Genomic DNA, 24,509 nt, shown 5'->3' with positions numbered 1-24,509 from the left:
TAGAGGAGTTCCCCCACATGCCAGACTTATATCTTAAAAAATGCACCTGCCCCTACTGCTTGAAGACGACGGAGACGAAACGTGTCCTGTCGCGACATATCCGTGTCGCCTCGACTGACTTTGATGGCTTCATCCGCCATCAAGGCGTCAACGTCTACCTCTATGAACCGGTTCAGTGCAGCCATTGTCGGTTCTTCTTCCACGAGTCGTTCGGAAAGTTGTCGCCGGACGTTCGGGCGACCTTGCAAGATCACATCCTGTCGACGCTTCCCGTATTGCCGTTCGCTAGCACGGAGCGGACGATCGAGCAGGCGATCCAGCTCTATAAACTCTGTCTGTACGCGGCTCAAGTGACGGAACAAAAACCAGCCATTCAAGCAATGCTCGGCGTTCGTCTATCCTGGTTGCATCGCTTGACCGGTCAACAGAACGAAGAACAACTTTGGGCGAGTCGAGCGATTGAAAAATACGTACCTCTATACGACAACTACACGTCCGTCAAAGAGAGCGGGCTTCCAGAAGACGTCCTGTTATTGCGGATCGCCGACCTGCATGCTGTGATGAAAGAGAAAGAGCAGGCTCGCCTATGGTACAGCCGCTTATTCCAAAGTAAGACAGCGACCGATAAAATCAAAAAAGACGCACGAACCCACTGGGAATGGGTGCAAGAGCAGGACTGATCTTTGTTCGTCATCAGACGGAACAAGGATTTTTTCACTGCTCGCAATCGCGCGGAGACGATCACCTACGCCGAGAACGTCCTCCTTCGCTTAAACGATCCGTTTTTCTTTGACGCAACGGCGATGCAGGTCACGCCATCAATCGGTATCGCTCGTTACCCTGACGATGGGCGGACGACGAGTCTCTTATTGATTCGCGCCGACGAAGCGATGTATACGGTTAAACAGGAAGAGAAGAACGCCTACCGCTTTAAATGAACGGCAAAATGCCCCGTCCAAACAAAGGGACAGGGCATTTTTTGTCATGAGCTTACGACTCACGACGATATTTTTCTTCTTCGTAGGCATCCGGTGCATCGGAGACAGGGCGTTCGAACTCTTCCCATGATTCCGATTCGACGTCCGGTTCAATGAACTGATCGTACGAGCCGTCCGATTGGAAATACGGCTGCGGTACGGGACGCTTTTTGTCTTCCCGCTTGGTCACGAAAGATCCCTCCCTCACACAAGAAAGTTACTGACGAGAATCAAAATACGGTGAAAAACTATGATCGACTTCTTCGTACGGATCAACGTACGATTTACGACTCGTTTGCGTCTGACGCAACTGACTGATTTGTACCCCTAATTTAGCCGTTTCTGCTGATAATTTCAAGTCGATTTTCCGACTATCAGCGACGAGTTCCTGGATGACGGCTTGGTTGGCACCAGCAAGCAAATTCGAGTGTGCCGCGATGAACGCTTCTCGTTCGTTCAGCAGGCCTTGAATCTTCTCGATCCATGCGTCAAACGTCTCTTCATTCGGCGTTTGATCAAGCAGTTCAATCAGTCGTTTCGTCTTCAGGCGAAGCGGATCGAGCGGACTCATCGTTGCCGTGCGAGTTTCATCGCTTCTTTCCATGTCTCACGGAATTCTTCCGCAAAACCGATGACTTCGTCAATTGCAACAAGGTCGTTTTTAACGTTGGCATCAATCAAGCGTGTTTGCATGTAGTCATAAAGGCTATTCAAGTCTTTCGATAGCGCAATCGATTGATTGAGCGTCAGTTGCAACTCACTGATGATTGCTTGCGCTTTTTGAATGTTCGTATTTTTTTGTTCGATCATCTTCTGTTCGATCGCTCGTTTCGCAAGCATCGAGAATTTGATTAATCCTTCATATAACATCAATGTTAAATCTTGAGGTAACGCCGTCGTTACCGAGTTCGTTTGATACGTCGTATAAGGGTTCATCGCGTTTCCTCCTTTTTATCCTTGTCCGAGATAATTCGCAAGCGTCGCCGACTGACTGTTCGCTTGGTTCATCGCTTGTTCCATCGCTGCAAATCGGCGATAATAACTGTCTTCTTTTCGTTTCAGTTTGTCTTCCCACGACAGCATACTTTTATCGAGATCAGCAAGTGATTTCCCGAGGCGATAGGTCGTCGCAACGGCACCGTCACGTCCAGCGACTCCAGAAATTTTATCGCGGAGTGTCGTTGCGAATCCTTGGATTTGACGAACGAAGCCATCGAGTCCATTCGGATTCGGAATCGTATTCCCTTGCGCGTCCTTCGTGGGCTCCGGCGCATCAGCGGTGAATAGCTTATAGACACCTTCTGGCTGTTCTTCGAGCATCTTTTTCAATTTCGTTTCGTCGATTTTTAGTTTCCCACCATCTCGGAAATCACTCGTTGAAGTGATTCCGATTTGCGACATGTACTGGAGTTGGATCGTATCCGTACCTGACGTATACGAGTAACCCGTATCGATTTTTGACGAGATGGCGCTTCGGAACTGATTCATACCGTCCTGTAAGTAGCTATCGTTCTTGAGAACACCACTCATTGCTTTCTCTTCCCACTTCTTGACTTCGTCCTCGCTGAGTTCCTTACGCTGCGCATCCGTCAATGGTTGATAGTCTCGATATTTTTCTTCACGAACCTTTTTGTTCATCTTATCGATGACATCGTTGTATTTATCGACGAAGTTCTTGATTGAATCAAAGTTTTTCTGTGTATCGAGTGTCGTATTGATCGTCGTTGCTGTCGTCGTGACATTGTTCAAGGTGATTGTCAGACCGTTCTGCGTAAAAGTATTCATTGTTTGTTCGAGTTGTTGTCCACCAATCGTATACTTCGCGTTTTTCCCTTCACGACCGAGTATTGCATCCTCTGAATTGACCTTCGCGGTGTTATTTGAGGCATCGACGATCGAAATGTCGGCACCGTTTGGATTCAAGTTACCGGTACTTGTTTTCGTTAAAACGAGTTTCCCTGTCAAATCATTAAATACCGCGTTCATTCCTAGGCTGGTTTTACCGTTGATTGCCGCGGTTAAGTCAGAGATTTTTTGTGTTGCATCAAGCTGCAATGTCTCAGTTACCGCTTTACCTGTCGCATCGAAGGTGTTAATTTGGACATTGATTTTGCCATTCGCATCTTTCGTGAACAATCCACTTTCTTCAAGTGTCGCGTCACTCTTTTTCCCACTTGCTGCGACCATCGTTACCGAAGCGGCACTTGCCAGTTGATCGATACTATCAATCGTCACACTGCCAGCTGACGCTGTTGGACTCGCCGTTACCGTCAATGCCGTCGGATTAGAACTCGTAACCGTTTTTGATTGATAGTTTTTTGATAACAGCATATCGCTTGCAGCTGTCCGGAAATCAAGTAACGCCCGATTCATCTCCCGATACGCATCGCGTTGCCATGTCAGCGTCTGTTTCTTTTGTGATAAACGATCGACCGGTGCCCGTTCCGCCTGCATCAATTGTTTGATCATCGTTTCTGTATCAATTCCACTTGCTAAACCGCTCAGTCGAATACCTGCCATCCAATCAGTCCTTTCCGTTAAATCCGTTTATCGATCAATTGATTAAATTCCATGAATGCTGCAAAGAAATCGAGTTCCTTTTTACTCGGAATTTCCTGGACGACGTTATTATTCGTATCGACGACTTGAATGTAATATTCATTGAGCTGTTCATGTTTGACGAACTTCAATCCTGTTCGTTGCAGTTCAAGTTTGATATTCGCCTGCTCCATCGCTGTTTCAAGTTTCATAATATGCTGTGGTGTCGGTAGGACAACGACTCCTTCTTCTGCTAGCGCTTCCTGATTCGCTTCCACAAACACATTCCGTGTCGCTTCGTACGGTAGGACGTTCGAAGGTAGATGAAGGCGAATTTCCGTATTGATGGAATTCATAGTCGGTCACTCCTTTTTATTCTCTATGTAGTATATCGGCTGAATCAGATATTTTGTAAGTATTAATTTAAGGAAGATGATTTTGGGGTAATTAGAACATATGATCCCATATAGAAGGAGGTACTCTAATGCTACTGCTAAACAATCTATCATCGTCACAACAAGCTATTTTATTAGCTAGTATTCTCGGAGATGGAGAAATCACAAAGTGTTATCCCGGTTCTAGACGAAAGAACAATAGTTATCGTGAACACTTTGGAGAGTCACAGTGTTTTTATCGGGAATGAAAGCGACAACTGCTTCCTGATTTGCTATACATTCGTCAAAACAACTTAGTGTCACGCTCTCTTCCGTTATTTACGGAGCTTTATCCATACTTTTATCCTTCTAATCAAAAAGATATTCCTTTCAACTTACTGCCCTTATGTAATCACCCACTTTTCTTATTGACCCTTTATCTTGATGACGGTTCATTGATTGTCTCAAAGCACCTCACATCTAAACAACAACTGATCGTTTCTCCTACAATCGCACTTTATCTTCAGTCTTTCCCTAAACAGTCACTGACACTCTTTTGTGAATGGTTAAATCATAATTTCCGACTCCATTTCAGAGTAGCGAAAACGTCGAATGGTTCCGGATATTTCTTGCGAACAACTCGTTTTGAGGACACAATGCAGTTTCTTGATTATTTAAAGCCCTATGTAAATCAGTTGCCCGACTTTTCTTATAAACTCGATTGGCGAATTCGAATGAAACAAATTCAACAAGATCATCCACATATCCCAGTCTTAAGCACAAAGCCAAATCGGTACTTCAGTGAATTAGAATTGGAACAACTGATGAATGACGTAGCAAACCAAGTTCCTGTATCAGCAATCGCACAACGCTTAAATCGTTCGACATGGTCAATCTAAGCTAAACTCAATGCCATTAAAAAAGGTCACGGAACGAGTCCGTGACCTGAACAATCGATATGTGCCAATTACGATTAACGGAGTAATTGGAGAACGCCTTGCGGCTGTTGGTTCGCTTGCTACGCGCATTAGCTTTCGCTAATGATAAGACTATATCTTCATCCTAGATTTCCTAGGAGCTGGGCACTTCCCCCGCCGTTTACGGAGTACGGATTTCATAACCATCGGACAAGTCCATTAGGTCGTCTATCCTAGTCGTTGAACCTTCACCAAGGTTTCCCTACAGGTGCTTGGCTGCTGATTGTCCAATCCTTGATGTTTTTCAGAACGGTCACGCTCGCCGTTTCCAGCCACGTTGTCGTACATCAAGGCTCTCAGGAGTTCCAGCAATTCACCCAGTCATGATCTAATCCGTTACCAGATTAGACGCCCGGTAGAATCAATCATCGGAGGAGTTGAAGAACGCCCTGCGGTGTTTGATTCGATTGAGCCAACATTGCTTGTGCAGCTTGCGCAAGAATCGAGTTCTTTGTTTGAGTCATCATTTCTTTTGCCATATCAACGTCACGAACACGCGATTCAGCCGCTGTTAGGTTTTCAGAAGATGTCTTCAAGTTATTTGTAGTATGCTCTAAGCGGTTTTGGTATGCACCCAAACGTGAACGTTCAGCAGAAACGTTTTTAATTGCTTGATCAAGAACTTTTGTTGCAGCAGATGCTTTTGTTGCATCTGAAATATCAAGCGCTGTTTCGCCTGCTGTCGATACGTCACTTAAAGTATTAGCTGCTGATGTAGCTACGAAACTTGCTCCAGTTACACCACCATCTTTACCAGAAGCAGTTCCAGAAGCAGTTCCAGCAATTCCTAACGCACTTGCACGCATGTCATTGATTGTTACTGTAAATTGTTGTGATTGGTTCGCTCCAATTTGCAAAGAAGCTGCGCCGTCTTTAGCAACTCCGCCAGTTGCAGCTCCAGTTCCAGTTGCACCAGAAGTAAGTCCTAAATAAGTTAAAGTAGCAGCAGTTGATGACGCATCAACATTTACAGTCGAAGCTGTTCCAGTAGAACCTGAAGTTAATTTTAATTTTCCTGTTCCATCATCAGATGCAATTGTAGATCCTGCTGCAGTATTGATTTTAGAAACAATGCTCGATAACGTATCGCCAGTTGTGATAGCAGCAGTAATATTTGAACCGCCATCCACTTTAAGAACTAAGTTACCTGCATTTCCCGCAATTGCAGTTGCTACAGTAGCAGTTCCTGTCAATGTACCTGCAGTACCACCATTACTCGCAGCCCCCACTTTATTACCATTCAGTAATTTCTGTGTGTTGAACTCAGTGTTATTACCAATGCGGCTGACTTCAGAAGTCAATTGGTTCATTTCTTTCTGAATTTCAGTGCGATCATCTGCATTGTTTGTATCATTGGCAGCTTGGACAGAAAGTTCACGCATCCGTTGAAGAATATCATGCGTTTCGTTTAATGCACCTTCAGCTGTTTGGATCATAGAGATACCGTCTTGAGCATTTCGTGAAGCTTGGTCAAGCCCACGAACCTGTGAACGCATTTTTTCAGAGATTGCAAGACCTGCTGCATCGTCTCCAGCTTTGTTGATGCGAAGACCTGAAGCCAATTTCTCCATTGACTTACCTTGTGCTGCGTTTGCGCTTGAAAGTTTGTTGTGCGTGTTAAGAGCTGTAATGTTGTGATTGATAATCATTGTAATTTCCCTCCATAGGATAAGTTTTTTGTCTCTTCAAAGATCCGTCTTCTCCGAGATGTGCCCCCTGGCCGGCCCAAGGGTGACACGGTAGAATTAGTCGATGACTGCTTCCACCTTATATATCGTCGTCCATTCAAAATGTTTAACAACTTTCTTCAAAAAAATGCAAAAAAATCGTACATCCGGTTCGGACGTACGATTTCCTCATAGTTTAGAGACGCGTCGCGCCTGTCTCTTCTTGCAACTGCTCAGCAACCGCAACCAGTTCTTCCATCGCTCCATTGACTTCACCGAGTGATGCTGCTTGATGGCTTGATGCCTGCAAGACTTGTTCCGCGTGTTTCGATGCTTCCTCAACCATCGCAAGGATATTTGCTGTCGTTAAACCGACCTGATCAATTTCTTGATCCGATTTGACGACTAGCTGGTCAACCGATTTAACTCGTGAGTAGACGTTCTCTGTCGAATGATGAATCTCTTCGAACGACGAACCTGCCTGCTCGACGAGTCCGACACCGGTCGCGACTTCGCTTTGAACATCCGTCATCGCGTTCGCCGTGTCATTAACAAGACGTTTAACACCAGAAATCAAATCAGTGATTTCTTTTGCTGAGGTCGCCGTCTGTTCAGCGAGTTTTTTAACTTCTGCTGCAACAACGGCAAATCCACGTCCTGCTTCTCCTGCGCGTGCCGCTTCAATCGATGCATTCAAACTGAGTAAGTTTGTTTGTGCCGAAATATCACTGATGACATCAGTGATTCGTGAGATCTCGCCTGTCATATCCGTCAGACGACCGTTCAGTGTCGCCGACTGTTCCATCTTCTTCGAAATCATGTGCATCGCTTCAACAGAATCCGTTGCCAGTGTCTTCCCGTTCTGGGCTTCCGTCTGCATGACTGTCGCTGATTTCAATGCTTCGTTCATCTCTTTTGCAACTTCATCCATCGTCCGTTTGACCGCACCGAGGGCGTCCATCGACAAGTAGGCTTGATCGACGTTCTCGTTCATCTTCGCTGATAGCTCTGCCATCGCTGAACGAATACTCTCACCCGACGCATTCCCTTCCTGGACTGCTGCTGCGATCTCTTGCGCGGACGCTGTCAGCTTATCACTCGAGCTTCCCATCTGTGTCGCCTGTTTGCGGATATGTAAGACCATGACTTCGAGTTCGTGCATCAATTGGTCGACTTCATCCCCGCGTTTTGCTTCTTCAAAATCGACGTTGAAGTTGCCGTTCGCGACTTCGCGTGCCGTTTCTGTTGCTTTTTCGATCGCTTTGATCGGTTGACGTAGGATTAATTGCGTCAACGACGTTCCAATCAACGATAACAGTAAGCCAATCCCTGCTCCAATCCAAATCGCGTTCGTATCCGCGACATCAAGTCCACGGTGGAGATAGAGCACGAGCTGAGCTGAGATACCACTCGTGATGACCGAGATCGCCAAGACCCAAAAGAATAAACGTACCTTCAAGTTGCTTCGTAATTTACGCATAACCGAAACTCCCTTTCCTGTATCTTCTTTCACCGTCCTCACTATCGGTTTCTTTTGTAACCGTTTTAAGTCGGTTGACCCGATTTTCAAAAACACTTACCAGTGAACTGAAAAAAACACACCAAAAAGAGTGATGGACCAAATCGTCCATCACTCTCTCTTTCTTATTTCCGCTCAATCTCAACATACTTATACGAGATATCCGTTCCGACATTGTGTCGTGCGAGATTTTTGATTTCCGTATTTTGCAAGAAGGCATTCTTCCGTTGGTAGACCGGTGAGATCGCTTGATCGTCGAGCAACAAGCTTTCCGCTTTACTGAGTAAGGCGAGACGTTTGTCTTGATCGAGCTCACTTTCAGCCTGTTTCAAGAGACGGTCATACTGTTTGTTCGAATAATCCATCATGTTGAACGGGTTACCGGTCGTGAACAAGTTCAGGTATGTCGTTGCATCCTGATAGTCTGGTGCCCAGCTCGCGAGTGACAGATCATAATTCCCTCGTCCTTCACGGGCGAGACGCTCTTTCTTCGGTAGTGACAACAATTTGACGTCGACGTTCTGCTTCTTCAATGCGCCTTGGATATACTCCCCGATTTTTTTCGAGACGTCGTCATCTTCGATCAACATCGTCAACTCAAGGTTTTGCTTCGCCAGCACTTTGTTTGCCGCTGCTACATCATATGACGATTCGATTTGACGCGCACTATCATACTTCGGATCAAGTTCTTTCGGCACGATGTAGTCAGCAGGGAGTGATCCGTTTCCGAGCAACGTTTCCGTCATCGCTTTTTTATCATATGCCGCATCGATCGCTTGGCGTGTTTCTTTATCTTTCAAAGCATCCGTTTTTTCGTTCATCCGAATGAAGAACATCCGCGAATCGCTGAACGTGTTGTACTCTTTTTGATCCTTGTACGTCACGACGTTCTCCGAGTTGAGTGGCGCGACATCAAGTTCACCGGACTCGAACAAGTTGATCGCAAGCATTGGATCCTTGATGATTTTAACGTCGACTTCGTCGATTTTGACGTTCTTCCGGTCTGCGTACTCAGCGTTCTTTGCGAGCGTATAACCTTGCTCCGCTTGATATTTCTTGAATGTGAACGGTCCGTTGTAGACGTTCGTCTTTGGATCCGTTCCGAACTGATCCCCTTCTGCTTTGACGATATCTTCCCGAACCGGCATGTACGTGCCGAACGTCGTCATGCTGAGGAAATATGGTGTCGGACGTTTCAATTCGATTCGGAGCGTCTCATCGTCGACCGCTGTCGTTTTTTCGACTGGCTCGAGCAAGTAAGCGAACGGTGAGTTCGTTTTGATGACACGCTCGAACGCATAACGGAAGTTCTCTGCTGTGACGGGCTTTCCGTCAGACCATTTCGCATTCGGGTCAAGCTTGAACGTATAGACTTTTCCGTCTTCAGACACGCTATGTGATTTCGCTGCCGCCGGAACAAGTTCGTTGTTCGCATCGAAGCGATAGAGTCCTTCGTAGATTTGGTTGAAGATATTTGATGTGATGGCGTCTGCCGGGTCGACCGACAGGAGGTCGTAACTCTCCATCGTATGCAGGACCTTTTTGTCCGCCTGTTTGTCTTCTGCTGGTTCTGTCGTTGCACATCCTGCTAATAGGACTGCCGTACTCGCCGCTGCGATCAATGTCTTTTTCATGTGTAGTGCCTCCTGAGAAATATGATGAGCGTTGGATGATTCGGCATACCTTGACGTACAACAAAAGGCGCCCTCTACGCATAGCTATCAGCTAATGCATAGAGGACGCCTGTATCCGCGCGGTGCCACCTCTGATTGAGACGAAAAATCGTCTCCACTTGTCGCTGGTCCAACAACCAGCTAGCCCGGTAACGGGGGCAACCGTCCTGTCTACTCAAAGCTTCAACAGGCTCTCAGCGGTCCATTCTCGTTCAGCTTACCGTGTCAGGCTCTCACCATTTCTGACTCGCTTGGTCGGCAGTGTTGACGATACTTACTCCGCGTCGTCGATGTAATTGATATGGCTTAACTTGTTGTTTACTTTACACGGCTTGTTTTTCGCTGTCAACGAAAAAAACTCAGAACGGATGGTCTTCTTGTTTTTCTTGCTCCCGACGGACCGGACGTGGTCGAATCGGTTCGACATGTTTGACATGTGTTCGTGTAACGATTCGGTTACTGAGTGCTGCATCGACGAGAATCGTGATCGCTGCTGCCATGTGTAAGAACATCCCGACGACGGGAATGACACCGACCGTTGATGCGACGATCCCGACGATGTTCCCTTTTGAGACATTTCCGGCACGTGCCGTCAATACGACAACGACGATGTGGAACGCGAGCATCAACCACAGAGCATTATAACCTGAGAAAATGACGATTGAACCACCTAAGAGCGGAATCCCGAGCACCGCTTCCATTCCACCTGATACCCACTTCAACGTCCGCAATGAATCCTGTCGACTCTCCATGACGTCGCCTCCTCTTTTTTTCCATATGTCTAGTATACGACGGATTGCAGAAAAGGTTCCAACGTTTTTGTTTAGTTTGTAAAATAAAAAAAAAACGATTGCCGAATTTACTCAAGTCTTGCTCCCTTTCCTCAGGCGAGACACAAGCCGCGACTCTTTCGCTTCAAGCGAAGAGCCGGGTCTTGTTTGTCTCTGACAGCGCAACTGCGCTTTTTCCTGTAGGAGTGGAGCAACTTGAGCATCCAGCATGCACTGGAATATCCGTCAATCGCTCATTATTTTAAACCGCCAACACGTGGAACTGATAGCCACGATGCACGACGAATCCTGCCTCTTTGTAAAGATCAAGTGCCCGGTCGTTATTTGTCTCAACGTCGAGTTCGAGCTGCGTCCGACCTGTCCGGAACAACGCTTGGACCATCAACTGCAGCATCTTTTTGCCGTAACCATTGCCTTGGGCTTCCGGACGAACGGCGAACGCATGGATGCTTGCTTGTGTATCGGAAGCGAGATAGGCACGAATGACACCGACCGGTTTACCTTTTGCGACGCCGATGAACGTGATCCGGTCGTCGGATTCAATCGCTTGATAGATTGACTCCGCTTCTTCGTCCGTGTTACCGAACGATTTGCCGAGCGTCTCGACGATGAACGGGCGGTCGTCCGCTGTCGCTTCGCGTAATTCGAAATCCGGATCTGCTTTTAAGAACAGCTGCGCCTTTTTCAAAATCATGTTGTACTCGGTCATCCGGTACTCAGCACCTAATCCTTCGAGGACAGCTTGACCTGACTGACTTGCGTCGTCAATGACGAACGTGAATGCTTCGACGCCTGCTTCCGTTGCCCGCGCTCGTGCTGCTTCAACGAGTGCCGTGAATATGCCTTGTTTCCGATAATCCGGATCAACGAAGACGTTCAATTCCCACTCCGTCGGTAAGTACGCGAATGCTTGTAAGTACCCGACGAGTTGCTCACCATCATAGATTGCGAAATCGTTCTCGCCGACCCAATCTGCCGCGACCTTTAATTCAATGCCATCGTGATCGTTGACACATTTTTCGAGTTGTAATACATCTGTTGTTTGTTTGACGTCTGTGACGTTCCATTCCATATTCATTCACCTCATTTTCAACTATACCGAACGAACAAAAGAAGCACTAGCAAAAGCTAGTGCTCATTGCAATTTGAATGTCTTCATCATCTGCGGGACGTCCTTGACGATCAAGTTCTCGATCGCTTTTTTGCCGACAGCCCCTTTGACGGCTTCCGTCGGTAAGACGTAGTAGTAGGTTTTGCTACCTTTCGTCCCGAGATATGTACCATATCCGATTTCACGGTCGAACTGTTTTTTCGAGAGCTTCTTCGGCTCGTAGTTCAAGTTGACGAGCAGCTGATCCGCTCCTTTGACTTTATAATACAACGCGAACGTACCGCTCCGCGTGATGACACCGTATTTTGACTTGACCGTCTTGTTCTTGACGAGCTCGACTTTGTCTTGCTGGATCGCCTTTTTCAACGCGTCCGTCGTCTTGACGGTATAGCCGAACGTCTTGTTCGCGACGACTCCTTTGCTATATGTCACGTTACTTGCAGCAAAGCCGGTCACCGGAGTCAGACATGCTCCGAGTAAGACTCCTGTCATTGCGATTCGTTTCATGCTGACTCCCCCTAAAATGATTGATAGTAATGGATTCCCTTTTGTGAAATAGGTAAACTCTATTCTCGAAAAAGATTTGACGGAATTGTCTAAATTTCTTACGATAGGAATAACGAAACGAAATGGGGTTAAAGCGATGACTGAACAAGAACAATTAACGCAAGAACAGCTCGATAACTTGCTCAAGAATGCGTTTGCAATGCAGGTTCCGATCCTCGAGAAGTTCATGAAGGATACACACGATCGTTACGCACTCGCAACGACGTCGTTCAAGCGTGACATGGAAGCAATGAAAGAGACGGAATGGCATCAGTTCTTCGCTAGTAAACTGTTACCACACTTCTTCCTCGAGCACCTCGGATTCGGGGCATCGTTCCGCTTCAACGGACACGATAAGGAAGTCGATCTTCCGGAAAACGTCGTCCCAGTCCGAAATGATGCCGATGAGCAAATCGAAAAAGTCGTCCTCGGGGTCAAAAAGGCGATGCAAGATGAGCACATCAAGAACCATGATCTCGTCGCGAACTTCTATAAGGAAACACTCGAACTCGCTTGCCAGATGGGTAGCCGTGTCGGAATGAGCGATGAGTTCTACACCCTCGTCAAACCAAGTCTTGTTCATGCGAACGAAGGCGAATGATCTTTAACTTCTACCAACATTAATAGGAGAACAGTTTTTGTGTGATACGAAAACTGTTCTCCTTTTTCGTGTCCCTATTTCAGAACGAAGTAGCTCATCCGCGGCTTACTCCCGCCTGTGGAAAGCAAGGATGACGGAATCGTTCGTCAGAATCCCCTACCATTCTATCCCATCAAAATCGAACGTAGAACACCGCTCCCCCACCACTTCGGTCGCGAACACCATAGTCGAATTGATGACTATCGAGAATCATCCGACTGATCGCAAGACCGAGTCCATGCCCGGCACTGCCTTCTTGTTTGACGTAGACATCCCAGATCGTTGCCCGGTCTTCTGCTCGGACACCCGCTCCTTCATCCTCGACCGTCAATTCGTCATGCGTTAAACGAACGGTGACCGTTCCACCGACGGGTGAAGCAAAACGGGCGTTCATCAGGAAGTTGATTAAAACACGTTCGAACATCCGTGGATCAAGGGACTGCCTCACCGGTTGCAGCTCCATCGCCAGCGTCAGTCCTGCCTGTATGAACGTTCCACGGAGTCGTTCAACTGTCGCAAGCACGAGTTCATCGAGTGCCACATCCGTCTTTTCAAGCGGCATCCGTCCACCGGCAAGCTTCGAATAAAGTAACGTCTCGTCAATCAGATGACCGAGTCGATCCGTCTCCTCGATGATGCTCGTCGTCACGTCGGGCAGTTCGGCAACAGGAATGACACCTGCTGCGAGCGCCTCGGTCTCGTTTCGAATGATTGCGAGCGGCGTCCGCAAGTCATGGGTGATACCGGCGATGAACGTCTTTTGCAGATGATCCTTTTGTTTGAGTTGTGTCTGCATCTCATCGACGGCGTCAATCAACTCCCCGACTTCATCCTTCGGTCGTGCCGGCAGGACGACGTCTGTCTCGCCCGCACCAATCTTTTGGGCGACGGAACGGAGCGTCACGATCGGTCGTGTCAGGTGTCGTCCCATGTAGTAAGCAAGCAGTGATGCGAGCAGCAACGTCACGAGTAACGCGAGTCCGATCGCGATGTAAACACCGTCGAGGGCGCTACTTGCTAGCGGCGCTTGCCGGACCGTCGTAATCCGCGTTCCGTCAACGGTCAGCTGATATGTCAGCAACCGTTCGTCTTGCACTTCGATGACGTCTTCTTTCTTAAGATCGTCGAGAAGTGGCAACTGTCCCGCCGGTCCACGTGTGCCAATCCGTTGCGTCAACCCATCGGTCGTTAAAAATCCTTGGATGTCACGCGGAATTGGCGTATCGGCTTCAATCGCCTGTTTGATGATGTTCGCTTCCCGCGCGAGTTGATCGTACCGTTCGCCTTCCGCGAACCGATTGACGAGGAACGCCGTCAAGACGAAACTGAGGACGCCCATCACCAGCAAGGGACCGATGACGGCGTATAAGAATTTTCGGATCAAAGGACGTTGTTTCATTCGATCGCCTCCAATCGATAGCCGACCCGGTGCACCGTCTTCAATTGTTGTTTAATGACGGGTAGCTTATCGCGCAATTGTTTGACGTGCGTGTCGACGGTCCGGGTATCGCCTCCGAATGCGTACCCCCAGACGTCATCAAGAATCTGATCCCGGCTGAGTGCTTCCCCGAGATGTTCGATAAAGTAAAGCAATAGTTCGAATTCCATCTTCGCGAGACTGACTGCCTGTTCTCCTGTTTTGACTTGGCGTCCCTTCTCATCAATCGTCAATTCACCGAAGGCATGGCGGGCGACCGGACGGACTTTCAATGCCCGTTCGAGCCGGATCGTCAACTCCTTCAGGACGACCGGTTTGACGAGATAATCATCGGCACCGAGTTCGAGTCCGAAGACACGGTCATCCGCCTCCCCGCGCGATGTCATCATGAAGACGACCGGCGGCTGGACTTGTGATTTGATACTCGGCACGAGCGACCAACCGTCACCGTCCGGCAAGCGGACGTCGATTAAGACAGCATCGAACGCTGCCGTCAGACATTGTTTCGCCTCCGCTAACGAACCAGCAATTGTTACCTCATAAGCATGGTGACGCAGGAAGCGTGCCGTCACCTGCGCTAATTTTTGTTCATCTTCAATCAATAGTACATTCATGGTCATCCCTCCACTCCTAGTGTAGCGCCTTTTTATCCAGATTTTCCTTTCTTCGCAGTTTCTTTGCAACTTCCTCACAACTTCTCTTTCGTGACCCTCTACCATAAAAGGTGAAAGGAGTGATCATCCCATGACATTCAAAAAACAATGGATCACTGCATTGACAATTAGCGCATTAACCGTCGGAGGCGCATCAGCATACGCTGCGACGAACGATGACTCAAGCACGACAAAACAAGCGAAACACGGACACCACTTCGAAGGTATGAAAAAACACGACATGACGTTACTCTTGAAAAAATTGAACCTGACACAAGCTGAGGCAGATGTTGCCCGGGAGAAAGGGCAATCAATCGCCGATCTCGCGAAAGCAAAAGGCATCTCGTTCGCTGATTATAAAAAGGCAGAACTCGCAGCAGCGAAGGAACAGCTCGCAAGTCTCGTTAAATCAGGCGACTTAACACAATCGCAAGCAGACGATATGTTGAAGCGTCAAACGGAACGGTTCAGTGGCGTCAAGAGCTACGATGAACTCAAAGAAAAAATGCCGATCGGTCGTCACGGCGGACCCGGCTTCTTCAACGAATCGTTGATCGCTGACGTCTTGAAGGCACTCGGACTGAGTCAGTCAAAATTCGATGCCGCGAATCAATCGCTCGCTGCTTATGCGAAGGCACAATCGATTAAGTTCGCTGACTACAAAAAAGCGTTGCTTGCAGCTCAGACGAGTGAACTCAATCAACTCGTCAAAGACGGGAAGATGACGAAAAAACAAGCAACAGAAATCAAGTCTCGTCTGACAGAGGAATACAAGGACGCGAAGAGCTATGATGATCTTCCGGATCGCGGTGAACACGATAAGCGCGGTGACCATGGACCAGGTGGTGTCTTCGGCGACGCGACATCAGTGATTCTAAAAGCACTTGGACTCGATGAAGCGAAATTCAAAGCAGCGGATCAAGCATTGCCTGAATTCGCGGAAGCGAACAAGATTGCTTACGCGGATTTCGAGAAAGCTGTCCTAACAGCGCAAAACGCTGCCGTCGATCAACAAGTCAAAGATGGCAAGCTGACAGAAAAACAAGCGAAACAGATCAAGGAACACATCCAGTCACGAGCAGATGCGGTTTCAAGCTACGCTGATTTGAAAAAAGGACCAGAACGCGATGGTCGAGAACACGGACCTGGTCCGGATGGTGACATGCCGGGCGCACCGGATCAAGGACCGGATGCGGATCCGAATGCGAGTGCTACATCCGTCGATTTAGCGATTTAAAGATTAGACCGAGGCTCTTTCATCAGAGCTTCGGCTTTTTTTGTTCACGTTAGGACAATTGTCTTTTAATCATGAATTTCATATACTGGTTCACTTTTTTGAAAAATAAGTCTATTCCTTGAACGAATGTTGCAAATTCCATTTCCTACACCCGATACTAGTAGAGAGAACGTTAGTATCGTAAGGAGGTGACGTGGATGGCTTTTCATGAAGCGATGAATCGGATTCGTCAATCCGACACAGCCCCACTCTATATCGGTGGACTTGAAGTATCCCGTCCGGAAACGGCGGAAGCCTTCTTTCAACAACAGACAGATGCAATTTTTTTATTTGATGTCTCTGGCACGATCATCTATTTCAACGAACAGTTACGGGACATGCTCGGCTATTCCGCTGAGACGCTCTATGAGCACTTTGCCGTCTTCAATCCACCTGATCAAGTCGAAGCGGTGACATCCTTTTTCAATCGTGCGCTACATGGTGAGACCGTTCATTATACGGCACAAGGACTCCATGCCGATCAACACCGGGTTACGTTAAAAATTACGAACATGCCGATCGAACAAGACGAACAAGTCATCGGTGTCTATGGTGTTGCGCGCGATATCACACGTGAGAAACAACTCGAAGAAGATGTCTCGTCCATTCGCTCTCAACTCGAACTGACGGAACAGATACCAGAACTCGTCGTTTTCCACTTCGACGTCAACTCGCAAACGATCGAGTTTTCTCCCGCTTTATTGCATTTTTTAGGTCTTTCAGAAGTCGACGCGACGACGCTTGATCAAGAACAGTTATTCAGTCGGATTCATCCACGTGACTTCGATCCGCTCCGGTTCGAGATGGAACGTTTGATTGCGGGTGAAAAGGAACGTTTTGAAATGGAAGTCTCCCTGCTGACCGCTGACGATACCTATCAGCTGTTGCGCTTGAAAGCCTTCCATCGTCCATATCATCCAAACCATCTGTCGGTCGTCCTCTATGATTTATCGGAAGTCGACGAGGCACGACGTCAACTCGTCACGGAACGGGCACAAGCACGTGAAATCTACGAAGCCGTCAATGCCGCGATCTCACAAATCGACTTGTTCTCGGGACGAATCCTCTTTCACTCACAAGGGTTCCTGCACATCTTTGAAGAATTACCGCAGGATTTAATTCTTAGTCGTGAGTGGTTGTTCGAGCGGTTGGACGTCCGCGATCACGCGACGATGAAACAGTTCATTAGACGGTTGGTCGACGGTCAGGCTGGCACGATCCAGTACCGCCTTCACTTCCCGGATGGTCGCGTCAAATGGATTGAGGACCAACAAATCCCTGTCTTCCAACTGGACGGTACGATTGCCTATACGAACAGCATCATGCATGATATCACGCTTCAAAAAGCGTACGAGGAACGATTGCGGCAGCTCGCTTTGCGTGACGCTGTGACGCATCTGCCGAACCGGCAAGCACTGATTGAGACGATCGATGTGTGGCAACAGAAGGACCACCCCTTCTTCGTCCTCACCGTCTCCTTCAACCGGATTGCTGAGATCAATAATGCCTTCGGACATGGCTCCGGTGATCAGTGGCTAAAAGGAACGGCTGCCTTATTACAACAAACAAAGTCAGATGGAATGTTTCTCGGACATCTTGGTGGTGATGAGTATGCCTTGCTCGTACCGACAAGCGATAAACAGGACGTGACGGCATGCGCTGAGGCACTACTCGATCTATCGGAAACACCGATCTCGATCGAACCATACGCCTTGTTCGCACGTATTTCCGTCGGGGTCAGTCGTTATCCGGAAGACAGTACGGACGCCGTCGAATTGTTAAAGCATTCCTATACCGCCTTACGACGATCGCGTCGTGAAAATCACAGTACGATACACCACTACGCATCGAATCTCGATATCGATTATTACCGGCGCTACCGGCTCGAGCAGGACTTACATTACGCGATCGAACGTGATCAACTGTTCCTCGAATATCAGCCAAAAGTCGACAGCTGGACAGGAAAGATTGTCGGTTTAGAAGCACTGATTCGCTGGCAACACCCGGAATGGGGACGAATTCCACCGAACGATTTCATTCCTCTTGCCGAAGAGAGTGCCTTACATGTCGCAATCGGAGACTGGGTCGTCGAGACGGCGTGCCGTTCGATGCAAGACTGGAAGGCGACCGGAGCAGAGCTTGTTCCAATTTCCGTCAACGTCTCACCGAAACGATTCTTGATCCCTGGCTTCGAACACCATATCGAGCGGATGCTGTCGACGTACGATCTCGCGCCTGAGTTACTCGAACTTGAGATCACGGAAGCGGCTTTAATCATGGATGATCCGATGACGAGTCGGACACTCGAATACGTCAGCCGGATCGGTGTTCGGATCGCACTCGACGACTTCGGGAAAGGCTATTCCTCAATGGTCTACCTGCAGCGCTATCCGATCGATGTCATCAAGATTGATCGGCAGTTCGCGATCCACATCACGGATGACGCCAAAGCCCAAGCGATCGTCAAAAGCATTCTCTACATGGCAGGTGAGTTCAATCTGACCGTCGTCGCCGAAGGCATCGAGAAGCTCCGTCAGCTCGATACGTTCCGGACGCTCAATTGTCCGAGTATCCAAGGATATCTATTCAGTCGCCCGGTTCCAGCGGATGTCATGGTATCGTTCCTCCTGCGGGAGATTTTGTATCCAATCGAAGCCTGTTCCTTGTCGAGCGATACCGTTCCTCGTTTTTCCGTCTCTGGGAAAGTTCGCATGCTGACACATCATGCCCAGTCGTTCGAACTGCCCTTCTCAGACATTGAAGCGCATCAAACGAGTACGCGGGCACTCTATTTTTCGTCAAAGACGTTGTTACCGTTGTCGGACGCAACGTTTGAGATTCGCTTGAGTGAAGACGTTCAACTCGTCTCCTGCACAGTGACGATCACCGGACAACAAGATCATCAATACATCGGTGAATATACGAATCCGATCGAAGCAGAACAGATCATGCGTTTCTTCCAGTCGTTACGTTATCGCCCTTGACCTCTCCACGAAGACGTTCACACACGTCTTCGTGCTTTTTTGTTATAGTAATCCTAAAGCGTTTTACTATGGAAGGGAGTAATGGCATGCAGTCACCACTACCTACGAAACATCATCGCCGCTCTACGAAAGTTCAGCTTTTTCGACGATTACTGATGCTGACGATTGGCGCCATCATCTTCGCGCTTGGACTGAAAGGATTCCTTGTTCCCAATAACATCATCGATGGCGGGATCGTCGGAATCTCGATCATCGGCTCAAAGGTGACGGATACGACGCTCGCTTTGTGGCTGTTCTTCTTGAACATCCCGTTCATCTTTTTCGGCTATAAGCAGATTGGAAAGACGTTTGCCCTGTCAACGTTATATGCGATCTTCGTCATGGCGATCGCAACGAAACTCCTCGAACACATCGGTCCATTGACGAGTGTTGATCTGCTCGCGACCGTATTCGGTGGCTTGATTCTCGGAATCGGCGTCGGGATCGTCATCCGTTCGAGTGGATCACTCGACGGAACTGAGATTCTTGCTGTCTCTTTCAGCCGCTCGACACCGTTTTCAGTCGGTGAGATCGTCATGTTCTTCAACGTCTTCATTCTCGGTGCTGCTGGATTTGTTTTCGGTTGGGACCGAGCGATGTACTCGTTGATCACCTATTTCGTCGCCTTCAAGACGATTGACGTCGTCATCGACGGACTCGATCAATCGAAGAGTGTCTGGATCATTTCGGAGAATTACGAAGAGATCGGTCTTGCGATCATGGACCGACTTGGTCGAAGCATGACGTACTTAAACGGGGAAGGTGCCTTTACCGGTGACGGCAAAAAAGTCATTTTTTGTGTCATCAGCCGGCTCGAAGAATCTAAACTGAAGGATATCGTTCGTGACTTCGATGAACAAGCCTTTATCGCGATCGGCAACATCCATGATGTCCATGGCGGTCGCTTCAAGAAAAAAGATATCCATTAACCGAACGAAGGGAAGGAACGCGGGTGTGGAAAAAACATCGTAAGAAAATCATCGGCGGCGTGATCGTCATCGTGACGCTCGCTGTCATCGTTGTCATCGGGATTTCCGTTTATGTCGGATCATCGTTGACACAACCGGAACGCGAAGCCTTGACGACGACACCCAAAAAAGCAGAAGGACTTGACTATGAAGATGTCACCTTCCGTTCTTATAAAGACCGGACACGTTTGTCTGGCTGGTGGATGCCAAGCGAAGATGCGAAGTTGACGATCGTTTTCGCTCACGGCTATGGCAAGAACCGGGAACAAGATGATGTTCCTGTCTTCCCGCTATTTAAGAAGTTTCACGATGCCGGATACAACGTCTTGACGTTCGATTTCCGAGGATCGGGTGAATCGGACGGGAAACGCGTTACGGTCGGTGCCAAGGAACAAGATGATCTACTGACAGCTGTTCGTTACGCGAAGTCACGTTCTTCAAAACCGGTCGTCCTCTATGGTATCTCGATGGGCGCAGCGACATCACTCGTAACGGCACCGAAAGCGGATGTCGTCGGTGTCATCGCCGACAGCCCGTTCAGCGACTTAGAGAATTATCTCGCAACGAACCTGCCCGTCTGGAGCGGGTTACCGAACTTCCCGTTCACACCGATCATCCTTGAGATCACGCCACCGTTGACAGGTCTTAATCCAGAACGAGTCAAACCGGTCGAAACGGTCCGGCGCATCGAGTACCCGATTCTGTTGATTCACGGTAAGGATGATGATGCGATTCCCGTCACGGAAAGCATGAAAATCCAAAAAGCTGCACCGCGCTCGGAACTCTACGTGACGGAAAACGGCGGACACGTCCAGTCATACGCGCATGACCGGAAGGCGTATGAAGATAAAGTGTTGACCTATCTGTCTGACTTGCATTGATGGAAGGAGAGACACATGCAACAGCTATCTATATTCTTGACCTGGTTCGTCGCGTTGACGGTAATGACGATCGGACTATTCGTCTCCCGTCGCGCCGGCTATCGTTTGCCCTATGAACGGACGATCGCTTTGATTTGGACGGGTTCTGCCTTGATTGGACTCGCATTTTATCTATTACGTTAAAAACAGCCGCCCACTTCCTTGACGGAACCGGGCGGCTGTTCGTTTATGCTTATCGTTTTAGTACGGCAGCGCCGACGATCTTCAAGACTTCCGGACGACTTAGTTTTTCTTTCCCTTTTGCAAGGGCATCCAGCGTTCCATGTGCGAGTGCAAGTGGAATGTGACAGAATTCATAAATCGTCGTCTCCTTCGGGATGGACGCAAGGTACGCATCGGCTTCCGCGAGATTCTCACGCGCATAGGCGAACATCGTATCCGTCGTCCAACCAGGTGGGAAGTAGCCGACACCACGCTCCGCATCTTCCTGTTGGTTACGAAGGATGTTGACGGCTTGCAAACCACGACCGAATCCGATCGCTTGCTGTTTATCGGTGACGATACCAGCCTTCCAGTACCAGATGTCGGATAACATGACACCGACAAGTCCCGCGACATAGTATGTGTACTCATCAAGATCCGCTTCCGTCTCGACCGTCCAGTCACGCTCAGCCCAGACCGCCATGCCTTCTGCCATCTCAGCCGTCGAATCGAGCACTTTCGGACGAATCGCAGCCGGACAATAGGCGATCCACTCCGGTAGACGAAGGGTCACTTCTGGTAGGTGTGCCGTATACGGCGCAATCAACTCAAGATAGGCGGTAGCGGAAAATGTGCCCCGCATCAACAATGCCGTCTCCCGGAGCAACATCGTCTTGACGTCCGTCGCCAAGTCCTCATGGTCTTCAATCTCATCGATGGCGCGCATGCATAGATAAGCAGCACCGACCGCTTCCTGTAAGTCTTGCGATAGTCGACTAATCGGGATGTAGAAGGTGCGACTCGTCGCTTTCAATACTCGGTTCGCGTCTTTTTTCAGCTGCTTCGTCTCATTCATTCCTGACAACTCCCTCTTTGGCTCAAAAGGTTTCTTTTCTCTCCATTACTATACACGATTCAACGCGTTTCAGCATTCGTTTCATGATAAGAAAGACTCCCTTTGCGCTAGATTCAGGCAAAGGGAGTCTTTTCATCCTCGTTTGAAGCGTATCGTTCACAAGAAAAATACGTTCCAATGACATTCAAATGGAATCATTTTTCCTGTTGTTTCAAGAGTTGTCCGATCAACCCTGTGCTACGGGAGGCTTCCGTGTTCTCTTCTTGGATCGACAAGTAGACTTCCTTCCGGTGGATGTCGACCTGTCGCGGTGCCTTGATACCGAGCTTGATTTGATCGCCTTCAATCGCAAGAATCGTCAGTTCAATGTCGTCACCGATTTGAATCGCTTCTCCCGTCTTTCGTTTGAGTACGAGCATCAGCGACCACCTACTTCCGTCAAGCTGCCGATCAGATGACGATTCGTATATGTATCGTCTAAGATGATTTGTTTCGCAAGTCGTTGTTTCGTCTCCATGACGAAGGGTGCCCGTAAGTTCGTCGTCGACGTCGTGAACGGATCTCGTAACGTGACCGTCGTATAGACAGCGACTTGCGCCGTATCCTCAATCCCGAGCTGCTCTTTTGCTGCGTCCGGTAACTCGAAGACGTATTCCGGATCAATCCAGAACGGGTTCGTCACGACGAACGCACACTCCGGCTGATCAATCGATTGAAACGACCAAAACGGTACGCCCTCTCCGAACGGGAGCAGGATGAAGCGCTTTGCGTCCGGAAAACCTGGTAATTCGGACGCGAAAGTAATGATTTCCGTCTCGTCAATCGTGATAGTTCCAAAAAAATCGGTTTCGATTTGCATGTCGTTATCCTTCCCCGTCGAATATGCCACCAACCGGCCACATATTCAATTGATTTTGTTCTTGTAAGAAAATCTCGACCTGTCCGTCTTTTACGGTCAGCTCCGGTTGATGCGTTTCGACATTGATCTTCGGACGATTCGCGGTGTAGCTCAATCGGACTTCCGCCGGTGTAAAGGTCGTCTTGACCCGATCGAGACTCCGCGGGATGAATCCGAGTGTCGTCACTTCGGCAGGCGGTGTGTCGTTAGCTCTTGCAATCCGCGCGACCGTTCCCCCGCCCTGCTCGATCCGCATCAGTTGATCCCCTTCCGAAGCTCTCTGCGCGACCGCTTCCTGTCCCTTTTGTCGACCGTAAGCAGCGTACTGCCGAACGGACTCGAGCGCAGGAACACGCCCCATCTCGATCCAGGCTTGTGTCGAATCGATCTCAAGACGTGCCGCGACGGTTTCAATCGACAGTTCTCCGCGGGGCTGTTCGATCGAAAGGGAGGCAGGTGTCTGCTTCTGCTCGATTTGCGGACGTGTGATGTTCATTCCGATTCGCGCTGCCGTCTGACGCATTTCAAGATGTGGAAGATTCATCTGCCTTCACCCCTTATCGTAGGAAATCGAGTAACGTCGGTTGAATGATTCGTGCTCCGGCGCTGAGAGCCGCTCGGTGTAATGTTTCGTACGACTTCAGTTCCATGATGACTTTTTCCGCCTCGATGTCTTCGTTATCCGACATGACCGTCTTTGCGATGATTTCCTGATCCTCGAGCCGTGACGTGTTCAAATCCATCCGGTTAACCCGTGCCCCGAGATCCGCACGCGTCTCGACCGTGCCGTTCACCATCTCATCGATATCCTTCAACATACCGGATAAAGCAGCTCCATTATTGTCAGCATTCGTCCCTAGGGCATCGTAGACTTTTTTCAACGTTTGGAACGTTCCCGGTCCAAAGACGCTAAGCGGCGAGATGTTGACTTGGACTTCGATACCGGAAGAGACTTCATATTGAATCGACTCCGTCTCCTTACCTGTTGGATCTCCATCCGTGAAGACACCGTCAACAGGACCTGAAGCACTTGCTAAGTAATCACGCAATCCGTCCATCGAGACGAATTCCGTATCCGTCTTCGTCCCGTTGAAGATCCCTTTTTCATTGTATTTCGTATTCGCGAGCGTCCCGATGTGTTCGATCAATTGACCGACCTCGCTCTGGATCGCTTTACGCTGTGTCGCATCATACGTATCCGTCGCCGCCTGTGTCGTCAACTCACGAATCCGGCTCATCGCCGACGTGACTTCGTTAAGGGCCGAATCCGTCAAGTCCATCCAGCCCGTTGCTTCACTGGCATTTTTCTTGAACTGTTCGACTTCTCGTACTTCCGTCCGGTAACGCACGCCCTGCATCGCGACGACCGGATCATCGGATGGACGCTGAATTTTCTTCCCGCTGATCAATTGCTCTTGAAGCGTGCTCAAGCGCTGGTAGCTAGAGGATAAGTGCCCGATATTCGTTTTCGTCAACATCGTTTGTGTTACTCTCATCTATTC

27 protein-coding genes, 1 pseudogene and 1 other annotated feature are annotated in these 24,509 nt (G+C 48.8%); of the genes and pseudogenes, 10 read left to right on the top strand and 18 right to left on the bottom strand.

Annotated elements, in window-relative coordinates; all coding sequences use genetic code 11:
* Positions 1–17: 17 nt before the first annotated feature.
* On the top strand, positions 18–680 hold the full coding sequence (locus Q9R23_RS11410; protein WP_311247074.1) for a DUF2225 domain-containing protein: 663 nt from the start codon (positions 18–20) through the stop codon (positions 678–680).
* 3 nt (positions 681–683) lie between these two features.
* Positions 684–938 (top strand): diguanylate cyclase domain-containing protein, encoded by a 255-nt coding sequence (locus Q9R23_RS11405; protein ID WP_311247073.1) that lies wholly within the window; start codon positions 684–686, stop codon positions 936–938.
* Positions 939–990: 52 nt separating this feature from the next.
* On the opposite strand, the gene Q9R23_RS11400 is transcribed toward Q9R23_RS11405, so the two are convergent.
* Genes Q9R23_RS11400 through Q9R23_RS11380 form a run of 5 tightly spaced genes read right to left on the bottom strand, consistent with a single transcriptional unit; the run spans position 991 to position 3,871 of the window.
* Complete coding sequence (locus Q9R23_RS11400; RefSeq protein WP_169738097.1) at positions 991–1,167, bottom strand: hypothetical protein; 177 nt, start codon at positions 1,165–1,167, stop codon at positions 991–993.
* A gap of 27 nt (positions 1,168–1,194) precedes the next feature.
* A complete protein-coding gene (locus Q9R23_RS11395; RefSeq protein ID WP_311247071.1) occupies positions 1,195–1,581 on the bottom strand; it encodes a hypothetical protein in 387 nt (128 codons plus the stop codon).
* Positions 1,545–1,913 carry a flagellar export chaperone FliS gene (gene fliS / locus Q9R23_RS11390; RefSeq protein ID WP_029342510.1) on the bottom strand — a complete coding sequence of 123 codons (369 nt, stop codon included), beginning with the start codon at positions 1,911–1,913 and terminating at the stop codon, positions 1,545–1,547. Before fliS ends, Q9R23_RS11395 begins: the two co-directional genes overlap by 37 nt.
* A 15-nt stretch (positions 1,914–1,928) precedes the next feature.
* A complete protein-coding gene (gene fliD, locus Q9R23_RS11385; protein WP_311247070.1) occupies positions 1,929–3,497 on the bottom strand; it encodes a flagellar filament capping protein FliD in 1,569 nt (522 codons plus the stop codon).
* 17 nt (positions 3,498–3,514) lie between these two features.
* The gene (locus Q9R23_RS11380; RefSeq protein ID WP_311247069.1) at positions 3,515–3,871 is read right to left on the bottom strand and encodes a flagellar protein FlaG; all 357 of its coding nucleotides are present in this window, start codon (positions 3,869–3,871) and stop codon (positions 3,515–3,517) included.
* A 335-nt stretch (positions 3,872–4,206) separates the two neighbouring features.
* On the opposite strand from Q9R23_RS11380, the pseudogene Q9R23_RS11375 reads away from it, so the two are divergent.
* Both Q9R23_RS11375 and Q9R23_RS11370 read left to right on the top strand, forming a co-directional pair.
* Positions 4,207–4,512: pseudogene (locus Q9R23_RS11375) on the top strand (endonuclease); the annotation flags it as partial.
* A gap of 111 nt (positions 4,513–4,623) precedes the next feature.
* A complete protein-coding gene (locus Q9R23_RS11370) occupies positions 4,624–4,788 on the top strand; it encodes a hypothetical protein (RefSeq protein ID WP_311247096.1) in 165 nt (54 codons plus the stop codon).
* Between the two features lie 443 nt (positions 4,789–5,231).
* Here the strand turns inward: Q9R23_RS11370 and Q9R23_RS11365 are convergent, their stop codons facing one another.
* The 6 genes from Q9R23_RS11365 to Q9R23_RS11340 all read right to left on the bottom strand — a co-directional run bounded on the left by Q9R23_RS11365 (position 5,232) and on the right by Q9R23_RS11340 (position 12,134).
* Complete coding sequence (locus Q9R23_RS11365; RefSeq protein ID WP_311247068.1) at positions 5,232–6,515, bottom strand: flagellin N-terminal helical domain-containing protein; 1,284 nt, start codon at positions 6,513–6,515, stop codon at positions 5,232–5,234.
* A 214-nt stretch (positions 6,516–6,729) separates the two neighbouring features.
* A complete protein-coding gene (locus Q9R23_RS11360; RefSeq protein WP_050678723.1) occupies positions 6,730–8,013 on the bottom strand; it encodes a methyl-accepting chemotaxis protein in 1,284 nt (427 codons plus the stop codon).
* 164 nt (positions 8,014–8,177) lie between these two features.
* Entirely contained in the window at positions 8,178–9,686 is a 1,509-nt protein-coding gene (locus Q9R23_RS11355; protein WP_311247067.1) for a peptide ABC transporter substrate-binding protein, read from the bottom strand.
* A gap of 98 nt (positions 9,687–9,784) precedes the next feature.
* Positions 9,785–10,022: a binding site (T-box leader), on the bottom strand.
* A gap of 62 nt (positions 10,023–10,084) precedes the next feature.
* Positions 10,085–10,477 carry a hypothetical protein gene (locus tag Q9R23_RS11350; protein WP_064299399.1) on the bottom strand — a complete coding sequence of 131 codons (393 nt, stop codon included), beginning with the start codon at positions 10,475–10,477 and terminating at the stop codon, positions 10,085–10,087.
* 280 nt (positions 10,478–10,757) lie between these two features.
* A complete protein-coding gene (locus Q9R23_RS11345) occupies positions 10,758–11,588 on the bottom strand; it encodes a GNAT family N-acetyltransferase (RefSeq protein ID WP_311247066.1) in 831 nt (276 codons plus the stop codon).
* A gap of 63 nt (positions 11,589–11,651) precedes the next feature.
* Entirely contained in the window at positions 11,652–12,134 is a 483-nt protein-coding gene (locus Q9R23_RS11340; RefSeq protein ID WP_214852469.1) for a hypothetical protein, read from the bottom strand.
* A gap of 136 nt (positions 12,135–12,270) precedes the next feature.
* On the opposite strand from Q9R23_RS11340, the gene Q9R23_RS11335 reads away from it, so the two are divergent.
* Positions 12,271–12,774, top strand: a complete 504-nt coding sequence (locus Q9R23_RS11335; RefSeq protein WP_035410079.1) for a hypothetical protein — start codon at positions 12,271–12,273, stop codon at positions 12,772–12,774.
* A gap of 172 nt (positions 12,775–12,946) precedes the next feature.
* Here Q9R23_RS11335 and Q9R23_RS11330 read toward each other — a convergent pair whose 3' ends face one another.
* Both Q9R23_RS11330 and Q9R23_RS11325 read right to left on the bottom strand, forming a co-directional pair.
* Positions 12,947–14,212 (bottom strand): HAMP domain-containing sensor histidine kinase, encoded by a 1,266-nt coding sequence (locus Q9R23_RS11330; protein ID WP_311247065.1) that lies wholly within the window; start codon positions 14,210–14,212, stop codon positions 12,947–12,949.
* Positions 14,209–14,865 carry a response regulator transcription factor gene (locus Q9R23_RS11325; protein WP_311247064.1) on the bottom strand — a complete coding sequence of 219 codons (657 nt, stop codon included), beginning with the start codon at positions 14,863–14,865 and terminating at the stop codon, positions 14,209–14,211. Before Q9R23_RS11325 ends, Q9R23_RS11330 begins: the two co-directional genes overlap by 4 nt.
* A gap of 130 nt (positions 14,866–14,995) precedes the next feature.
* On the opposite strand from Q9R23_RS11325, the gene Q9R23_RS11320 reads away from it, so the two are divergent.
* From Q9R23_RS11320 to Q9R23_RS11300, 5 genes are all read left to right on the top strand, one after another.
* Positions 14,996–16,141, top strand: coding sequence for a hypothetical protein (locus tag Q9R23_RS11320; RefSeq protein WP_311247063.1), 1,146 nt, complete (start codon positions 14,996–14,998; stop codon positions 16,139–16,141).
* 197 nt (positions 16,142–16,338) lie between these two features.
* Complete coding sequence (locus tag Q9R23_RS11315; RefSeq protein ID WP_311247062.1) at positions 16,339–19,164, top strand: sensor domain-containing protein; 2,826 nt, start codon at positions 16,339–16,341, stop codon at positions 19,162–19,164.
* 86 nt (positions 19,165–19,250) lie between these two features.
* The gene (locus Q9R23_RS11310) at positions 19,251–20,132 is read left to right on the top strand and encodes a YitT family protein (protein WP_290783388.1); all 882 of its coding nucleotides are present in this window, start codon (positions 19,251–19,253) and stop codon (positions 20,130–20,132) included.
* Positions 20,133–20,155: 23 nt separating this feature from the next.
* Positions 20,156–21,052 carry an alpha/beta hydrolase gene (locus tag Q9R23_RS11305; RefSeq protein WP_311247061.1) on the top strand — a complete coding sequence of 299 codons (897 nt, stop codon included), beginning with the start codon at positions 20,156–20,158 and terminating at the stop codon, positions 21,050–21,052.
* Positions 21,053–21,067: 15 nt separating this feature from the next.
* The gene (locus tag Q9R23_RS11300) at positions 21,068–21,235 is read left to right on the top strand and encodes a hypothetical protein (protein ID WP_311247060.1); all 168 of its coding nucleotides are present in this window, start codon (positions 21,068–21,070) and stop codon (positions 21,233–21,235) included.
* Between the two features lie 49 nt (positions 21,236–21,284).
* On the opposite strand, the gene Q9R23_RS11295 is transcribed toward Q9R23_RS11300, so the two are convergent.
* From Q9R23_RS11295 to flgL, 5 genes are all read right to left on the bottom strand, one after another.
* Positions 21,285–22,109, bottom strand: coding sequence for a squalene/phytoene synthase family protein (locus tag Q9R23_RS11295; RefSeq protein WP_035410098.1), 825 nt, complete (start codon positions 22,107–22,109; stop codon positions 21,285–21,287).
* 194 nt (positions 22,110–22,303) lie between these two features.
* The gene (gene csrA / locus Q9R23_RS11290) at positions 22,304–22,528 is read right to left on the bottom strand and encodes a carbon storage regulator CsrA (protein ID WP_035410102.1); all 225 of its coding nucleotides are present in this window, start codon (positions 22,526–22,528) and stop codon (positions 22,304–22,306) included.
* Entirely contained in the window at positions 22,528–22,968 is a 441-nt protein-coding gene (gene fliW, locus Q9R23_RS11285; protein ID WP_056063060.1) for a flagellar assembly protein FliW, read from the bottom strand. Before fliW ends, csrA begins: the two co-directional genes overlap by 1 nt.
* A 4-nt stretch (positions 22,969–22,972) precedes the next feature.
* Positions 22,973–23,551 carry a DUF6470 family protein gene (locus tag Q9R23_RS11280; RefSeq protein WP_311247059.1) on the bottom strand — a complete coding sequence of 193 codons (579 nt, stop codon included), beginning with the start codon at positions 23,549–23,551 and terminating at the stop codon, positions 22,973–22,975.
* A 13-nt stretch (positions 23,552–23,564) separates the two neighbouring features.
* Positions 23,565–24,503 (bottom strand): flagellar hook-associated protein FlgL, encoded by a 939-nt coding sequence (gene flgL, locus Q9R23_RS11275; protein ID WP_214852452.1) that lies wholly within the window; start codon positions 24,501–24,503, stop codon positions 23,565–23,567.
* Positions 24,504–24,509: the final 6 nt, after the last annotated feature.

This window comes from Exiguobacterium sp. BRG2, assembly GCF_031844245.1.
Classification (GTDB): Bacteria; Bacillota; Bacilli; order Exiguobacteriales; family Exiguobacteriaceae; genus Exiguobacterium_A.
The sequence above is the reverse complement of the archived record's forward strand: the minus strand, read 5'-3'. Positions and strand labels throughout refer to the sequence as shown.

Bases quoted from the DNA above. Each gene is read 5' to 3' on its own strand.
- Q9R23_RS11335 (WP_035410079.1), top strand. From the start codon at position 12,271: ATGACTGAACAAGAACAATTAACGCAAGAACAGCTCGATAACTTGCTC.
- Q9R23_RS11300 (WP_311247060.1), top strand. From the start codon at position 21,068: ATGCAACAGCTATCTATATTCTTGACCTGGTTCGTCGCGTTGACGGTA.
- flgL (WP_214852452.1), bottom strand. From the start codon at position 24,503: ATGAGAGTAACACAAACGATGTTGACGAAAACGAATATCGGGCACTTA.
- Q9R23_RS11380 (WP_311247069.1), bottom strand. From the start codon at position 3,871: ATGAATTCCATCAATACGGAAATTCGCCTTCATCTACCTTCGAACGTC.
- Q9R23_RS11295 (WP_035410098.1), bottom strand. From the start codon at position 22,109: ATGAATGAGACGAAGCAGCTGAAAAAAGACGCGAACCGAGTATTGAAA.
- Q9R23_RS11280 (WP_311247059.1), bottom strand. From the start codon at position 23,551: ATGAATCTTCCACATCTTGAAATGCGTCAGACGGCAGCGCGAATCGGA.
- Q9R23_RS11330 (WP_311247065.1), bottom strand. From the start codon at position 14,212: ATGAAACAACGTCCTTTGATCCGAAAATTCTTATACGCCGTCATCGGT.
- Q9R23_RS11370 (WP_311247096.1), top strand. From the start codon at position 4,624: ATGAAACAAATTCAACAAGATCATCCACATATCCCAGTCTTAAGCACA.
- Q9R23_RS11340 (WP_214852469.1), bottom strand. From the start codon at position 12,134: ATGAAACGAATCGCAATGACAGGAGTCTTACTCGGAGCATGTCTGACT.
- Q9R23_RS11345 (WP_311247066.1), bottom strand. From the start codon at position 11,588: ATGGAATGGAACGTCACAGACGTCAAACAAACAACAGATGTATTACAA.
- Q9R23_RS11365 (WP_311247068.1), bottom strand. From the start codon at position 6,515: ATGATTATCAATCACAACATTACAGCTCTTAACACGCACAACAAACTT.
- Q9R23_RS11355 (WP_311247067.1), bottom strand. From the start codon at position 9,686: ATGAAAAAGACATTGATCGCAGCGGCGAGTACGGCAGTCCTATTAGCA.
- Q9R23_RS11325 (WP_311247064.1), bottom strand. From the start codon at position 14,865: ATGAATGTACTATTGATTGAAGATGAACAAAAATTAGCGCAGGTGACG.
- Q9R23_RS11410 (WP_311247074.1), top strand. From the start codon at position 18: ATGCCAGACTTATATCTTAAAAAATGCACCTGCCCCTACTGCTTGAAG.
- Q9R23_RS11395 (WP_311247071.1), bottom strand. From the start codon at position 1,581: ATGGAAAGAAGCGATGAAACTCGCACGGCAACGATGAGTCCGCTCGAT.
- fliS (WP_029342510.1), bottom strand. From the start codon at position 1,913: ATGAACCCTTATACGACGTATCAAACGAACTCGGTAACGACGGCGTTA.
- Q9R23_RS11350 (WP_064299399.1), bottom strand. From the start codon at position 10,477: ATGGAGAGTCGACAGGATTCATTGCGGACGTTGAAGTGGGTATCAGGT.
- Q9R23_RS11360 (WP_050678723.1), bottom strand. From the start codon at position 8,013: ATGCGTAAATTACGAAGCAACTTGAAGGTACGTTTATTCTTTTGGGTC.
- fliD (WP_311247070.1), bottom strand. From the start codon at position 3,497: ATGGCAGGTATTCGACTGAGCGGTTTAGCAAGTGGAATTGATACAGAA.
- fliW (WP_056063060.1), bottom strand. From the start codon at position 22,968: ATGCAAATCGAAACCGATTTTTTTGGAACTATCACGATTGACGAGACG.
- Q9R23_RS11315 (WP_311247062.1), top strand. From the start codon at position 16,339: ATGGCTTTTCATGAAGCGATGAATCGGATTCGTCAATCCGACACAGCC.
- csrA (WP_035410102.1), bottom strand. From the start codon at position 22,528: ATGCTCGTACTCAAACGAAAGACGGGAGAAGCGATTCAAATCGGTGAC.
- Q9R23_RS11310 (WP_290783388.1), top strand. From the start codon at position 19,251: ATGCAGTCACCACTACCTACGAAACATCATCGCCGCTCTACGAAAGTT.
- Q9R23_RS11320 (WP_311247063.1), top strand. From the start codon at position 14,996: ATGACATTCAAAAAACAATGGATCACTGCATTGACAATTAGCGCATTA.